Annotated in this window: 12 protein-coding genes; 10 read left to right on the forward strand and 2 right to left on the reverse strand. The window is 63.8% G+C overall.

Going from position 1 to position 13,986, the window contains the following annotated elements; all coding sequences use genetic code 11:
* Positions 1-155 precede the first annotated feature (155 nt).
* From AB1J88_RS08450 to phnE, 4 genes are read left to right on the forward strand one after another with little or no spacing between them, the layout of a single operon-like run.
* On the forward strand, positions 156-1,019 hold the full coding sequence (locus AB1J88_RS08450; RefSeq protein WP_041072554.1) for a putative selenate ABC transporter substrate-binding protein: 864 nt from the start codon (positions 156-158) through the stop codon (positions 1,017-1,019).
* Positions 1,016-1,813 carry a phosphonate ABC transporter ATP-binding protein gene (locus tag AB1J88_RS08455; protein ID WP_222014755.1) on the forward strand — a complete coding sequence of 266 codons (798 nt, stop codon included), beginning with the start codon at positions 1,016-1,018 and terminating at the stop codon, positions 1,811-1,813. The genes AB1J88_RS08450 and AB1J88_RS08455 overlap by 4 nt, the downstream gene beginning before the upstream one ends.
* Entirely contained in the window at positions 1,807-2,634 is an 828-nt protein-coding gene (locus AB1J88_RS08460; protein WP_108182539.1) for a PhnE/PtxC family ABC transporter permease, read from the forward strand. The genes AB1J88_RS08455 and AB1J88_RS08460 overlap by 7 nt, the downstream gene beginning before the upstream one ends.
* Positions 2,631-3,398 carry a phosphonate ABC transporter, permease protein PhnE gene (gene phnE, locus AB1J88_RS08465; protein ID WP_123588076.1) on the forward strand — a complete coding sequence of 256 codons (768 nt, stop codon included), beginning with the start codon at positions 2,631-2,633 and terminating at the stop codon, positions 3,396-3,398. The genes AB1J88_RS08460 and phnE overlap by 4 nt, the downstream gene beginning before the upstream one ends.
* Before the next feature lie 10 nt (positions 3,399-3,408).
* On the opposite strand, the gene AB1J88_RS08470 is transcribed toward phnE, so the two are convergent.
* Positions 3,409-4,182, reverse strand: a complete 774-nt coding sequence (locus tag AB1J88_RS08470; protein WP_430290772.1) for a helix-turn-helix domain-containing protein — start codon at positions 4,180-4,182, stop codon at positions 3,409-3,411.
* Positions 4,183-4,382: 200 nt separating this feature from the next.
* On the opposite strand from AB1J88_RS08470, the gene AB1J88_RS08475 reads away from it, so the two are divergent.
* The 6 genes from AB1J88_RS08475 (at position 4,383) to AB1J88_RS08500 (ending at position 11,900) form a co-directional block, all read left to right on the forward strand.
* On the forward strand, positions 4,383-6,011 hold the full coding sequence (locus tag AB1J88_RS08475; protein WP_430290773.1) for an APC family permease: 1,629 nt from the start codon (positions 4,383-4,385) through the stop codon (positions 6,009-6,011).
* A gap of 22 nt (positions 6,012-6,033) precedes the next feature.
* Positions 6,034-6,960 (forward strand): 4-hydroxyproline epimerase, encoded by a 927-nt coding sequence (locus AB1J88_RS08480; RefSeq protein WP_430290774.1) that lies wholly within the window; start codon positions 6,034-6,036, stop codon positions 6,958-6,960.
* A gap of 51 nt (positions 6,961-7,011) precedes the next feature.
* A complete protein-coding gene (locus tag AB1J88_RS08485) occupies positions 7,012-7,959 on the forward strand; it encodes a dihydrodipicolinate synthase family protein (RefSeq protein ID WP_430290775.1) in 948 nt (315 codons plus the stop codon).
* A 58-nt stretch (positions 7,960-8,017) separates the two neighbouring features.
* Positions 8,018-9,595, forward strand: a complete 1,578-nt coding sequence (locus AB1J88_RS08490) for an aldehyde dehydrogenase (NADP(+)) (RefSeq protein WP_430290776.1) — start codon at positions 8,018-8,020, stop codon at positions 9,593-9,595.
* 2 nt (positions 9,596-9,597) lie between these two features.
* Positions 9,598-10,863: an NAD(P)/FAD-dependent oxidoreductase gene (locus AB1J88_RS08495; RefSeq protein ID WP_430290777.1), complete on the forward strand. Its 1,266-nt coding sequence runs from the start codon at positions 9,598-9,600 to the stop codon at positions 10,861-10,863.
* A gap of 68 nt (positions 10,864-10,931) precedes the next feature.
* A complete protein-coding gene (locus AB1J88_RS08500) occupies positions 10,932-11,900 on the forward strand; it encodes a Dyp-type peroxidase (protein ID WP_430290779.1) in 969 nt (322 codons plus the stop codon).
* Between the two features lie 27 nt (positions 11,901-11,927).
* On the opposite strand, the gene AB1J88_RS08505 is transcribed toward AB1J88_RS08500, so the two are convergent.
* On the reverse strand, positions 11,928-13,916 hold the full coding sequence (locus AB1J88_RS08505; protein WP_086790993.1) for a peptidase U32 family protein: 1,989 nt from the start codon (positions 13,914-13,916) through the stop codon (positions 11,928-11,930).
* Between the last annotated feature and the right edge of the window lie 70 nt (positions 13,917-13,986).

Genomic DNA, 13,986 nt, shown 5'->3' on the forward strand with positions numbered 1-13,986 from the left:
GAAATGTGGAGCAAAACATCACCGGACAAGCGCGCTGGCCTTTCACGGCGCGGCTGCGTATAACCTGGCCGTTTCGTCTAACCTGATTGAGCGCCCGCGCGCGACACCGCGCCCGGTGGCGCTTAGAATGCGACGCTCATGAAACGGAGATTTCCATGCTCAAACGAACCCTGGCACTGACTGCTGGTCTGGCCCTGTCTTTTTCTGCTTTGGTGGCGCATGCCGCCGATGTGTTGCGGGTCAGTGCAATTCCCGATGAAGCCCCGACCGAATTGCTGCGCAAATTCGAACCGCTGGGGGCCTATCTGGAGCAGCAACTGGGCATGAAAGTGCAGTTCGTTCCGGTGGCCGACTACCCGGCAGTGGTGGAAGCGCTGGCGACCGATCGCCTCGACATGGCCTGGCTGGGCGGTTTCACCTTCGTTCAGGCACGCCTGAAGACCGACGCCACCACCCCGGTGATTCCGCTGGTGCAGCGCGAGCAGGATGCGCAGTTCACCAGCAAATTCATCACCGCCGACCCGAACGTGAAAAGTCTGGCCGACCTCAAGGGCAAGACCTTTGCCTTCGGCTCGGTATCGTCCACCTCCGGCAGTCTGATGCCGCGTTACTTCATGCTGAAGAACGACAACATCAAGCCTGAAGCCTATTTCAGCCGTGTCGCCTACTCCGGTGCGCACGACGCCACCGTCGCCTGGGTCCAGGCCGGCAAGGTCGATGCCGGTGTGCTCAACGCCAGCGTCTGGCAGAAACTGGTGGACGCCGGCAAAGTTGATACCAGCAAGGTGCACGTGTTCGCCACGACCCCGGCCTACTTCGATTACAACTGGACCGTGCGCGGCACCCTCGACCCGGCGCTGGCAGCGAAGATCAAGAAAGCCTTCCTCGACCTCGACCCGGCCAACCCGGAGCAGAAGAAGATTCTTGATCTGCAGGCGGCCAGCCGTTTCATCGACACCAAGCCCGAGAACTACAAGGGCATCGAGGAAGCTGCTCGCGCCGCCGATCTGTTGAAATGACCCTGAGCCTCAATCAAGGCCGCCTGCACCACGCCAATGGGGTCGACGCACTACGTGGAGTCGATCTGCAGATTGCGGCGGGTGAACAGGTGGCGATCATCGGTCCGTCCGGGGCCGGTAAATCCAGCCTGTTGAACCTGCTCGCCACCGCGTTGCGCCCCAGCAGCGGTGAAATCGAGGTGCTGGGTGAACGCCCCTGGCACCTTTCCGCCCGCCAACGGCAACGTCTGCGCGCACGAATTGGCCTTGTGCATCAGGCCCCACCGCTGCCGCCGCGCCAGCGTGTGGTGACGGCGGTACTGGCCGGCAAACTCGGGCAGTGGAGTCTGGGCAAGAGCCTGCTCAATCTGCTGCATCCGACGGATATTCCCGGTGCCCGTGCCGCCCTCGCCCGCCTGGATCTGGGCGACAAACTCTTCGCTTACTGCCAGCAATTGTCCGGCGGCCAATTGCAGCGCGTGGGCATTGCGCGGGTGCTGTATCAGGCACCGGAGATTCTGCTGGCGGACGAACCGGTGTCGGCGATGGACCCGGTGCTCGCCGGGCACACCCTGTCGATCCTCTCCCAGCACGCGCGGGCGCATAACGTCACGCTGGTGGCGAGCCTGCATGCGGTGGAGCTGGCGCTGGCGCACTTTCCGCGCATCATCGGCTTGCGCGACGGCCAGATCCTGTTTGACAGCCCTGCCGAGCAGGTCAGCCGCGAAATGCTCGACACGCTGTACGCCAATGAGCAATTGCAAAGCCCGACGACGCCCAGTGCGCCGCTGATTGTGCAGATCCCGCGATGCTGACGGCTGATTCCCGCGATCCGGCCGCCGCGCCGCGACTGCTGCTGACCCTGCTGGCGATTGCCCTGCTATGGCCGGGCATCCAGCTCAGCGAACTGGACCTTGGCGTGCTGCTGCACAGCGACAGCCAGACCGAAATGGGCCGCTTTATCTCCGGGTTCTGGCCACCGGCGCATGACCACGATTTTCTCCAGTTACTGCTCAAGGCCACCCTGCAAACCCTGGCCATCGCCACCGCCGGCATGGCGTTGGCGTTGCTGCTGGCGGTGCCGGCCAGCCTGATAGCCAGCCGCGCGCTGTCGTTGTCTGCGGCATCCCGGAGCGGCATTCCCAGTCGGCTCGGGCGCTTGTTGCGCTGGCCGGTACGCGGCCTGCTGATCTTCTTGCGCAGCGTGCCGGAGATCGTCTGGGCGCTGCTGTTTGTGCGCGCTGTCGGCCTCGGCCCGGCGGCGGGTGTACTGGCGATCGCAATCACCTACAGCGGCATGCTCGGCAAGGTCTACGCGGAAATTTTCGAATCCACCGACCAACGCCCGGCGCACGCCTTGATGCAGGCCGGCAGCGGACGACTCGCGGCATTCGCCTACGGGATTCTGCCGAATGTCGCGGCGGAGCTGCTGTCGTACACGGTGTATCGCTGGGAGTGCGCGATTCGTGCCTCGGTGGTGATGGGGTTTGTTGGCGCTGGTGGCCTCGGCCAGCAGATCGACCTGTCGCTGCGCATGTTCGCCAGCGGTGAAGTGGCGAGCATGTTGCTGACCTTCCTGATTCTGGTGCTCGGTGCCGACCAACTCAGCCGCCTGCTGCGCTGGAGGCTGACATGAATCGCCTGATCAATCTGTTGCTGGTGGTCGGCATCGGCGTCGCAGTCATCGCCTCGTTCGGCTACCTCGAACTCGACCTCGGCGAACTGGGCAGCGCCACCAGCCTCAAGCAGATGGGGGCCTACGCGCAGCGCTTTCTCAGCCCGGACCTGAGCGCCACGCACTTGCAGGCGATCCTCAAGGGCGCGCTGGAAACCCTCGCCATGTCGGCCCTTGGCACCCTGCTCGCGGCCGTGTTCGGCATTCTCCTCGCGCTGCCCGCGGCCGGGCGTTTCGGCTGGCCGCTGCAAAGCGCCTCGCGCCTGTTGCTTAACGGTTTGCGGGCGATTCCGGAACTGGTGTGGGCGGCGCTGATGGTGCTCGCCGCCGGCCTCGGCCCGAACGCCGGCACCCTGGCGCTGGCCCTGCACACCACCGGCGTGCTCGGTCGACTGTTCGCCGAAGCGCTGGAGAATACCCCGCCAGAACCGGCCGAAGCGATCCGCTTGCAGGGCGGCAATCCCGTGCTTGCCTTCTGCTACGGCACCCTGCCCAACCTCGCCCCGCAATTGCTCGCCTATTGCCTGTATCGCTGGGAAAACAACATCCGCATGGCCAGCGTGCTGGGCTTCGTCGGGGCCGGTGGTTTGGGGCAGATGCTGTATGTCAGCCTCAGCCTGTTTCAGGAAGCGCAGGCCAGTACGGTGATTCTGGCGATGCTGATTCTGGTGCTGGGCGTGGATTCGCTGAGTGCCTGGAGCCGGCAGCGCTGGGTCAAGGCCTGACAGGCAAGCCTCACTGCGCCGTCGCCAACCGATACTGGCGCGGGGTGAATCCGGTCGAGGCCTTGAACTGCCGGGTGAACGCGCTGTGGTCGGTATAGCCGCACTGCAGCGCCACCTCGGTGATCGGCAACTCGCCGTGCAACAGCCGATGCGCGTGCTCAAGACGGACTTTCTGGATCATCTGCCGAGGCGTCAGGTGGAACACCCGTTTGCAGTAACGCTCCAGTTGCGCCACTGAAATTCCGGCGATGCGTGTCAGTTCGCTCAGGCTGACGCGCTGATTGAAGTTCGCCCGAATGTACTCATCCACCGCCGCCAGTCGCTGATACGCCGGATGAGTTTCGCTGGCGGTTTGCAGGTCGACGGAAATGCCCGCCAGGCCAATGATCCGGTTATCACGATCGTACAGCGGACGTTTGTGGGTCAGGCACCAGCCGGGTTCGCGGCTGCCGTACAGGTGCAGCTCCAGCTGATCCTCCAGCACCAATCCCTCTTCCAGCACGCGCCGATCCTGCTCGGTGTAGCCCGGGCCCAATTGCGCCGGAAACACCTCGGCGCTGGTCTTGCCCAATAACGGTCGCAGGTCTTTCAAACCGCAGCGTTGCACCAGTGTCTGGTTAGCCATGACGTAGCGCGCCTGCGGATCCTTGATGAAGATTGCCGCGTTGGGAATCACATCCAGCATGGGCAACAGCAGCGCCATGCTGGCGAGCAGATCGTCGAGGCATTGCGGTCGGCTCGCTTGGTTCTGCTGGCTCAGGATCGCAAACGCGTTCTGCGTCATGACTGTCACTCCCCACGGTGCGCATTGGCTTGCGCGCAGATTGCCCCATGGATGGCGGCCTGTCGAGCCGGGGCCTTGCCGTGGGCCATTGTGCTGATTTCGTCATCGACACCGGCAAAAAACATCAATCGCGCAGCGCCTGACAAGTTCACTGTAGCGCCACTGCACGCCCCTCCAACAACCAACAAGAAGGCGACGCTATGACAGGCCAAGGCAAGTTCAAGAAACAACTTTCATTAATAGACCTCACGTTCATCGGGCTGGGGGCAATCTTCGGTTCGGGCTGGTTGTTCGCCGCCAGTCACGTGTCCGCCATCGCCGGCCCGGCGGGGATCTTTTCCTGGCTGCTCGGCGGTTTCGCCGTGTTGCTGCTGGGCATCGTCTACTGCGAACTGGGCGCTGCGCTGCCCCGTGCCGGCGGCGTGGTGCGTTACCCGGTTTACTCCCACGGCCCGCTGCTCGGTTATCTGATGGGCTTCATTACGCTGATTGCGTTTTCCAGTCTGGTGGCGATCGAAGTGGTCGCCTCGCGGCAATATGCGGCAGCATGGTTTCCCGAGTTGACCAAGGTCGGCTCCAGCGACCCGACCGTGCTTGGCTGGTTCGTACAGTTCGGGCTGTTGTGCCTGTTTTTCCTGCTCAATTACCGCAGCGTGAAGACCTTCGCCATGGCCAACAATCTGGTCAGCGTGTTCAAGTTCATCGTGCCGCTGCTGGTGATCGGCGTGTTGTTCAGCTTCTTCAAACCGGCGAATTTCGACGTGCACGGCTTTGCGCCGTTCGGCCTGTCCGGCATCGAAATGGCCGTGTCGGCCGGCGGGGTGATCTTCGCGTATCTGGGCCTGACACCGATCATTTCGGTGGCCAGTGAAGTGAAGAATCCGCAACGCACGATTCCGATTGCGCTGATCCTATCGGTACTGCTCTCCACCGCGATCTACGTGCTGCTGCAGACCGCGTTCCTCGGCGGCATCCCGACCGAAATGCTCGCCAATGGCTGGGCCGGTGTCGCCAAGGAACTGGCCCTGCCGTATCGCGACATCGCGTTGGCACTGGGCGTCGGCTGGCTGGCGTATCTGGTGGTGGCCGATGCGGTGATCTCGCCCAGCGGTTGCGGCAACATCTACATGAACGCCACGCCACGGGTGATCTACGGCTGGGCGCAGACCGGGACCTTCTTCAAGATCTTCACCCGCATCGACGAGAAGTCCGGCATTCCGCGCCCCGCGCTGTGGCTGACCTTTGGCCTGTCGGTGTTCTGGACCCTGCCGTTCCCGTCGTGGGAAGCGCTGATCAACGTAGTCTCCGCCGCGCTGGTATTGAGCTACGCCGTGGCCCCGGTGTCGGTGGCCGCCCTGCGCCGCAGCGCGCCGGGCATGCCGCGTCCGTTCCGGGTCAAGGGCATGAATGTGCTCGGGCCAGTGTCGTTCATCATCGCCGCGCTGATCGTCTACTGGTCGGGTTGGGGCACCGTGTCGTGGTTGCTCGGCCTGCAAATCCTGATGTTCGTGATCTACCTGCTGTGTGGTCGCCTGGTGCCGACCGCGCACCTGAATCTGGGCCAGCAAGTGCGCTCATCGGCGTGGCTGATCGGCTTCTACGCGCTGACCATCCTCCTCTCCAAACTCGGCAGTTTCGGCGGTATCGGCGTGCTCAGTCATCCGTTCGACACCGTGATCGTCGCGGTCTGCGCACTGAGCATCTACTACTGGGGCGCGGCCACCGGCGTACCGGCACACCTGATTCGTCTGGAAACCGAAGACGACGAAAGTGAAGCCGCTGAATCCTCCACCCATTCGGCAACGGGCCAACGCCCGGCGCACGCCTGATATTCACTGAAGGGACGCGTTCATGAAACGACTGCACATCATCGACTCCCACACCGGCGGCGAACCCACACGCCTGGTGATGAAGGGCTTCCCCGACTTGCCCGGCAACAGCATCGCCGAGCAGCGCGATGCCTTGCGCGAAGGCCACGACCAATGGCGCCGCGCCTGCCTGCTGGAACCGCGCGGCAACGACGTGCTGGTCGGCGCGCTGTACTGCGCGCCGGTCTCGCCGGACGCCACCTGCGGGGTGATTTTCTTCAACAACGCCGGTTACCTCGGCATGTGCGGCCACGGCACCATCGGCCTGGTCAACTCGCTGCATTATCTGGGCCGCATCGAACCGGGCGTGCACCAGATCGACACCCCGGTCGGGCCGGTCAGCGCCACCCTGCACGAGGACGGCGCGGTAACCCTGGGCAACGTCCCGGCGTACCGCTATCGCAAACAGGTGCCGGTGGACGTGCCCGGCCACGGCCGCGTGTTCGGCGATATTGCCTGGGGTGGCAATTGGTTTTTCCTGGTTTCCGAACACGGCCAGGACCTGCAGATGAGCAACGTCGAAGCCCTCACCGAGTACACCTGGGCGATGCTCAAGGCCCTCGAAGCCCAAGGCATCCACGGCGAGAACGGCGAGCTGATCGACCACGTCGAATTGTTCGCCGACGACGCCCACGCCGACAGCCGCAACTTTGTCATGTGCCCGGGCAAAGCCTACGACCGCTCGCCCTGCGGCACCGGCACCAGCGCCAAACTCGCCTGCCTCGCCGCCGACGGCAAGCTCGCCGAAGGCCAGGTCTGGACGCAAGCGAGCATCACCGGCAGCCAGTTCGAAGGGCGCTTCGAATGGCATGGCGAACGCGTGCGCCCGTTCATTACCGGTCGCGCCTACATGACCGCCGACGCCACCCTGCTGATCGACGAGCAGGACCCTTTCGCGTGGGGCATCTGACCTGCCCCGCTTTTTTACCGATCTGAATGAATCTCCCGAGGAGCTACAACAATGAGCGATAACATCTTCACTGGCTGCATTCCCGCGCTGATGACCCCGTGCACCGCCGAACGCAAACCGGACTTCGACGCCTTGGTCGCCAAAGGTCGCGAACTGATCGATATCGGCATGAGCGCAGTGGTTTACTGCGGCTCGATGGGCGACTGGCCGTTGCTGACCGAAGCCGAACGTCAGGAAGGCGTGGCGCGCCTGGTGGCCGCCGGGGTGCCAACCATCGTTGGCACTGGCGCGGTCAACAGCCGTGAAGCGGTGTCCCACGCCGCCCACGCTGCAAAAGTCGGCGCCCATGGCCTGATGGTGATTCCACGCGTGCTGTCCCGTGGTGCTTCGGCGACTGCGCAAAAAGCCCACTTCGCCGCCATCCTCAAGGCCGCACCGAACCTGCCGGCGGTGATCTACAACAGCCCTTACTACGGCTTCGCTACCCGCGCCGAGCTGTTCTTCGAACTGCGCCGCGAGTACCCGAACCTGATCGGCTTCAAGGAGTTCGGCGGTGGCGCCGACTTGCGCTACGCCGCTGAAAACATCACCTCGCAGGACGATGCCGTGACCCTGATGGTCGGTGTCGATACCCAAGTGGTGCACGGTTTCGTCAACTGCAACGCCACCGGCGCGATCACCGGCATCGGCAACGCCCTGCCCCGCGAAGTGCTGCAACTGGTAGCGCTGAGCAAGCAAGCGGCCAAGGGCGATGCCAAGGCCCGGCGTCTGGCGCGCGAACTGGAAGCAGCGCTGGCGGTGCTGTCGTCGTTCGATGAAGGCTGCGATCTGGTGCTGTATTACAAGCATCTGATGGTGCTCAACGGCGAGCGCGGATACGCCCTGCACTTCAACGAAACCGACGCCTTGAGCGATGCCCAGCGTCGTTACGCCGAGACCCAGTACGCGCTGTTCCGTCAGTGGTACAAAAACTGGTCCGCCGAACAGAACCTCGCCTGACCGCAGTCCCTGCCCCGGTGCGATATCGGGGCTTCACCTCTTTTATCAAGGAAGCGCCATGACTCTGACAGGCCATATGTTGATCGGCGGCCAAGCCATTGCCGGCAGCCGTGAAGCGATCCGTGCGATCAATCCCGCCACCGATGCGGTGCTGGAACCCGCGTACGCCGGGGGCAGCAGCGAGCATGTCGACCAGGCCTGCACACTGGCGTGGCAAGCGTTTGATCAATATCGCGAGACATCCCTCAGTGCTCGCGCCGAATTTCTCGAAACCATCGCCGATGAGATCGAAGCCCTCGGTGATGCGCTGATTGACCGCGCCGTGGCCGAAACCGGCCTGCCGCGCGCACGGATTCAAGGCGAACGCGGACGCACCTGCGGGCAATTGCGCACTTTTGCCCGTACCGTCCGTGCCGGCGAATGGCTGGACGTTCGCGTCGATCAGTCACAACCACAACGCCAGCCACTGCCCCGTTCTGATTTGCGCCAGCGGCAGATTGCGCTGGGGCCGGTGGCCGTGTTTGGTGCAAGTAATTTTCCGCTGGCGTTCTCCGTGGCGGGCGGCGACACCGCTTCGGCGCTGGCCGCCGGTTGCCCGGTGATCGTCAAGGCGCACAGCGCGCATCCCGGCACAAGCGAACTGGTCGGCCAGGCGCTGACGAGCGCGGTGAAAAAGTGCGCGTTGCCCGAGGGTGTGTTCTCCCTGCTGTTCGGTTCCGGCAATGAAGTCGGCATCGCGCTGGTCAGCGACTGGCGCATCAAGGCCGTGGGTTTCACCGGGTCGCGCCGTGGCGGCGTCGCCCTGAGCCAAGCGGCGCAGGCACGGTCCGAGCCGATTCCGGTGTACGCGGAAATGAGTTCGATCAATCCGGTGCTGCTGTTTCCCGCAGCGCTTGCAGCTCGCCCTGAGGCGTTGGCGCAGGATTTTGTCGCCTCGCTGACTCAGGGCGCCGGGCAGTTCTGTACCAATCCCGGGCTGGTCATCGCTCACCAAGGGCCGGCGCTGGACAGTTTCATCGCCACCGCCGCCGAAGGGGTCCAGCGCAGCCCGGCGCAGACCATGCTTACGCCGGGGATCTTCCGCGCCTATTCGAGCGCAGTCGCCGCGTTGGCCGAACATCCGCAGGCGCAACACGTAGCGAGCGGTCTCGCGACTGAAGGGCCGAACCAGTGTCAGGCGCAATTGTTCGTGACCCACGCGCAGGACTTCCTCGCCGACGCACGCCTGCAAGATGAAATCTTCGGCGCCGCGTCGCTGATCGTACAGTGCGCCAACGACGATGAAATCCGTCAGGTCTGCGAACACCTCGAAGGCCAATTGACCGCCACGCTGCACCTGGATGACGCCGATCTGGATCACGCCCGGGCCTTGTTGCCGACACTGGAACGCAAGGCTGGACGTCTGCTGGTCAACGGCTGGCCGACCGGGGTCGAGGTGTGTGACGCGATGGTGCATGGCGGGCCGTTTCCGGCCACGTCGGACGCGCGTAGCACCTCGGTTGGCACCGCGGCGATTCTGCGTTTCCTGCGCCCGGTGTGCTATCAGGACTTCCCTGACGGTTTGCTGCCGCTACCGTTGCAACAGGCAAATCCGCTGCACTTGCGGCGCTTGCTCGACGGCCAGAGGGAAGCCTGAACATGCCCGACAACCTCACAGCGGACAACGCCGATATCACGGTGATCGGCGCCGGCATCATCGGTGTCGCCTGCGCCCTGCAACTGGCACGTCAGGGTAAACGGGTGGTGGTCATCGACAAGCAGCCGCCCGGTCATGGCGCCTCGTTTGGCAACGCCGGGCATCTGGCGACAGAGCAGGTGTTTCCGATTGCCGATGCGTCGATCCTCAAGCGCCTGCCGGCGATGCTGATGGACCCGATGGGGCCGCTGCGCCTGGACTGGAAGTACCTGCCGTGCGCCGTGCCGTGGTTCACCCGTCTGTTGCTGAACCTGCGCCCGGCGCCGTTTCAGCGCACCGTAGCCGGCTTGCGCGCGCTCAACGAAAGCGCCCTCGACGCCTGGAAGCGCTTGCTGCACAGCATCGCCCGCCCCGACCTGCTCAAGGAGGACGGCTCGCTGCTGGTCTTCGAGCGCGCCGAATCGCGACAAGCCGTCGACGCCTTGCAGGCGCGCATGCGTCAGCAACAGGTGCCGGTGGAATTCTGGTCGGCCAGCGCCGTGCGAGAAAGTGCGCCGCAGCTCAGCGAACAGATTCAGGGCGGATTGTTCTACCCGCGCACCGGGCATTTTCTCGATCCGTATCAGGTGGTGTGTGAACTGGTGAGTGCGGCCAAAACGGCCGGCGTGCAGTTTCTCCAGCAGGAGGTTCGGGGTGGCCAGTTGCAGGCGCATGGCGTGTCGTTGCTTACCGATCAGGGGCGTTTCAGCGCGCGGCAGGTGCTGATCGCCTGTGGTGCGCATTCGGCAAAGCTCACCGCCGCGCTGACCGGCAAGCAGGTGCCGCTGGACACCGAGCGCGGCTATCACCTGATGTTGCCGCACGAGCACGGGCGCCTGCCGTTTGCGGTGACGTCACTGGAGCGCAAGTTCATCATGACGCCAATGACCGGCGGTCTGCGCCTGGCCGGTACGGTGGAGTTCGCCGGCCTGCAGCGCCCGGCGTTCATGCAGCGCGCCTGGCAGTTGCACCGTTTGAGCAAAGGTTTGTTCCGTCATGATTTGAGCGCGGAGGACGCGACGCCGTGGATGGGCTTTCGTCCGTCGCTGCCGGACTCGCTGCCGATCATCGACCAGGTTTGCGACGGCAAGGTGCTGCTCGCCTTCGGTCATCAGCATCTGGGGCTGACGCAGGCGGCGGTGACGGCTCAGATGGTCGCGCAGCTGGTATCCCCTTCGGCAAACGCTGGCTTGCCGGCACAGGAGGCCTATCGACTGGAGCGTTTCTGAGATACCGATGAAACGTTTTTGGTTTCATACTGAGCGCCGACCTTGGCCCCGCGCATATGGAACCGACGATGACCTCAGCAATGGATACCCCCGAGCCGCAAGCGATCTGCAACCCCATCACCAGCAGCGCGATTTTCATCGTCGCCACGTTGCTGCCCGGGAACGACGCCGCCAGTCAGGTGCGCGGCTGGTGCGGCGACATCGCCGCCCTCACCCGTTCGGTTGGCAAACGCGTGCCCAGCGGTAACTTGTCGTGTGTCTGCGGGTTCAGCGCCAACGCCTGGGACGCCCTGTTCGGCAGCCCTCGCCCTGCCTCGCTGCATCCGTTTCGTGAGTTCGGCGTCGAGGGCCGCCGTGCGGTGGCGACGCCGGGGGACATTCTGCTGCACATCCGTGCCGAGCAGATGGACCTGTGTTTCGAACTGGCCACGCAGCTGTGCAGCGCACTCAACGGCGCAATCACGGTCGTCGATGAGGTGCAGGGTTTCCGCTACTTCGACATGCGCAGCATCATCGGTTTCGTTGATGGCACCGAGAACCCGGTGGGCCGCAAGGCCGATCACTTCACGCTGATCGGCAACGAAGATCCGGCGTTCGAATCCGGCAGCTATGTGCTGGTGCAGAAGTACCTGCACAAGATGCAGGCCTGGAATGCGTTGAGCGTCGAGGCTCAGGAGAAGGTGATCGGCCGCACCAAGCTGGCTGACATCGAACTCGGTGAGGCGGTCAAGCCGAGCAACTCCCACAGCGCCCTCACCACCATCACCAAGGACGGCCAGGAGCAGAAGATCCTGCGCGACAACATGCCGTTCGGTCGCCCGGGGGCTGGCGAGTTCGGCACTTATTTCATCGGTTACGCGCGCTCGCCGGAACCGATCGAGCAGATGCTGGAGAACATGTTTGTCGGCAAACCCGTCGGCAACTACGACCGTTTGCTGGACTTCAGCACGGCAGTCACCGGAGGTTTTTTTTTCGTGCCGTCAGCCAACTTGCTCGAAGACCTCGCGGAGCGCGAGCCCGAGCCCGAGCAGGCGTGACACCGTAGCGCCACGCCCGCCCGTCACTCAGTGTGGCGCGCGCGGGATGGTTTTCAGCAGGTCTTCCGGGCTGATGTGGCCCACCACGCTGCCCGGTTGCGGCATGTTGAGGATGTGGCCTTTCATCTTGCCGATGATGTGCATCTCGCACGGCTTGCAGTCGAACTTCAGGGTCAGAACTTCGTCGCCGTGAATCAGCTGCATCGGCGCGACTTTGGTGCGCACGCCGGTCACGCCCTTGGCCTGTTTCGGGCACAGGTTGAACGAGAAACGCAGGCAGTGCTTGGTGATCATTACCGGCACTTCACCGGCCTCTTCGTGCGCCTCGTAGGCCGCATCGATCAGCTTCACGCCGTGACGGTGATAGAAGTCGCGGGCCTTCTGGTTGTAGACGTTGGCCAGGAACGACAGGTGCGACTCCGGGTACACCGGCGGCGGCGTGGTTTCGGCCTTGCGGCTGCCACGCGGATGCGCGGCGACGCGAGCAGCGGTCAGCGCTTCGATGACTTCACGGCGCAAGGCCTTGAGCTGCGAGTTCGGAATGAAAAACGCCTGCGGCGCGTCGAGCTTGATGTCGGTGGCGTGGTACTGAGTGGTACCGAGCTGACCGAGCAGATCCTGCAATTGCTCCAGCGCCTGCTCCGGCTTGTTGGCCACACCGAACGGGCCGTTCAAGGTCACGCTGGCGCTGATGCCCTCCTCACTGGTGGCAGTCAGTTCCAGCTGCTCTTCACGCAGGCGCGCCACCCAGCTCAGGGCCACGCGGCGTTCGGCGGAGGTCTTCAGCAGTGCCTGTTGCCAGTTGTGGTCGAGGTTGCGGTTCAGCGGATGGTTCGGGCGCAGCTTGTACAGGCCTTCGGGCATTTCGTTCGGCTCGACGCGGTAGCGGTAGCGCTTCTCGCCGTCTTCTTCGAACTCGCCCTTCGGCTCGGCGATGTTGGCGCGGAAACCCACCACTTCACGCTTGACCAGCACGTTGAGGCCATCGCCGTTGGACAGCGGCTCCTGCGTCACCACCTGCATGTCACGCTTGCCGACTTTCTCGACGGTGCCCACGGGCAGGCCGGTGAAGGTCGGCGAGTCGAACGCGCCGATGTCGATCTTGCGATCGGTGACGAAGTAGTCGGTGCTGCCACGGTGGAAGGTCTTTTCCGGGTCCGGCAGGAAGAAATGCGCGGTGCGGCCGCTGGAAGCACGGGCCAGATCCGGACGGTCTTCGAGCACATCGTCGAGGCGCTGGCGGTAATAGGCCGTGATGTTCTTCACGTAGCCCATGTCCTTGTAACGACCTTCGATCTTGAACGAGCGCACACCGGCCTCGACCAGCGCGCGGATGTTGGCGCTCTGGTTGTTGTCCTTCATCGACAGCAGGTGTTTTTCGTAGGCGATCACGCCACCCTTTTCGTCTTTGAGGGTGTACGGCAGACGGCAGGCCTGGGAGCAGTCGCCACGGTTGGCGCTGCGCCCGGTCTGCGCGTGAGAAATATTGCACTGCCCGGAGAACGCCACGCATAGCGCGCCGTGGATGAAGAACTCGATGGCGGCATCGGTTTCATCGGCGATGGCGCGGATTTCTTTCAGGTTCAGCTCACGGGCCAGCACCAGTTGCGAGAAACCGGCCTGATCGAGGAACTTCGCCCGCTCCAGGGTGCGGATGTCGGTCTGGGTACTGGCATGCAGCTCGATCGGCGGGATGTCCAGCTCCATTACGCCCAGATCCTGAACGATCAGCGCGTCGACGCCGGCGTCGTACAACTGGTGGATCAGCTTGCGGGCCGGCTCCAGTTCGTTGTCGTGCAGAATGGTATTGATGGTGGTGAAAATGCGCGCGTGATAACGGCGGGCAAATTCCACCAGCTCGGCGATTTCGCTCACTTCGTTGCAGGCGTTGTGGCGCGCGCCGAAGCTTGGGCCACCGATGTACACGGCGTCGGCGCCGTGCAGGATGGCTTCACGGGCGATGGCCACGTCACGGGCGGGGCTGAGCAGTTCCAGGTGATGCTTGGGCAAGGACATAGTTTTTTTAGTCAGGCGGTCACGGTCAAGGCGCGCATTGTAGCCGCGAAACGCCCGAGCGGCACGCTTG

The organism is Pseudomonas sp. S8 (genome assembly GCF_050473925.1).
GTDB classification, from domain to species: Bacteria; Pseudomonadota; Gammaproteobacteria; order Pseudomonadales; family Pseudomonadaceae; genus Aquipseudomonas; species Aquipseudomonas parakoreensis.

Coding starts and splice junctions, on each gene's coding strand:
- AB1J88_RS08450 (WP_041072554.1), top strand. CDS start 156: ATGCTCAAACGAACCCTGGCACTGACTGCTGGTCTGGCCCTGTCTTTT.
- AB1J88_RS08455 (WP_222014755.1), top strand. CDS start 1,016: ATGACCCTGAGCCTCAATCAAGGCCGCCTGCACCACGCCAATGGGGTC.
- AB1J88_RS08460 (WP_108182539.1), top strand. CDS start 1,807: ATGCTGACGGCTGATTCCCGCGATCCGGCCGCCGCGCCGCGACTGCTG.
- phnE (WP_123588076.1), top strand. CDS start 2,631: ATGAATCGCCTGATCAATCTGTTGCTGGTGGTCGGCATCGGCGTCGCA.
- AB1J88_RS08470 (WP_430290772.1), bottom strand. CDS start 4,182: ATGACGCAGAACGCGTTTGCGATCCTGAGCCAGCAGAACCAAGCGAGC.
- AB1J88_RS08475 (WP_430290773.1), top strand. CDS start 4,383: ATGACAGGCCAAGGCAAGTTCAAGAAACAACTTTCATTAATAGACCTC.
- AB1J88_RS08480 (WP_430290774.1), top strand. CDS start 6,034: ATGAAACGACTGCACATCATCGACTCCCACACCGGCGGCGAACCCACA.
- AB1J88_RS08485 (WP_430290775.1), top strand. CDS start 7,012: ATGAGCGATAACATCTTCACTGGCTGCATTCCCGCGCTGATGACCCCG.
- AB1J88_RS08490 (WP_430290776.1), top strand. CDS start 8,018: ATGACTCTGACAGGCCATATGTTGATCGGCGGCCAAGCCATTGCCGGC.
- AB1J88_RS08495 (WP_430290777.1), top strand. CDS start 9,598: ATGCCCGACAACCTCACAGCGGACAACGCCGATATCACGGTGATCGGC.
- AB1J88_RS08500 (WP_430290779.1), top strand. CDS start 10,932: ATGACCTCAGCAATGGATACCCCCGAGCCGCAAGCGATCTGCAACCCC.
- AB1J88_RS08505 (WP_086790993.1), bottom strand. CDS start 13,916: ATGTCCTTGCCCAAGCATCACCTGGAACTGCTCAGCCCCGCCCGTGAC.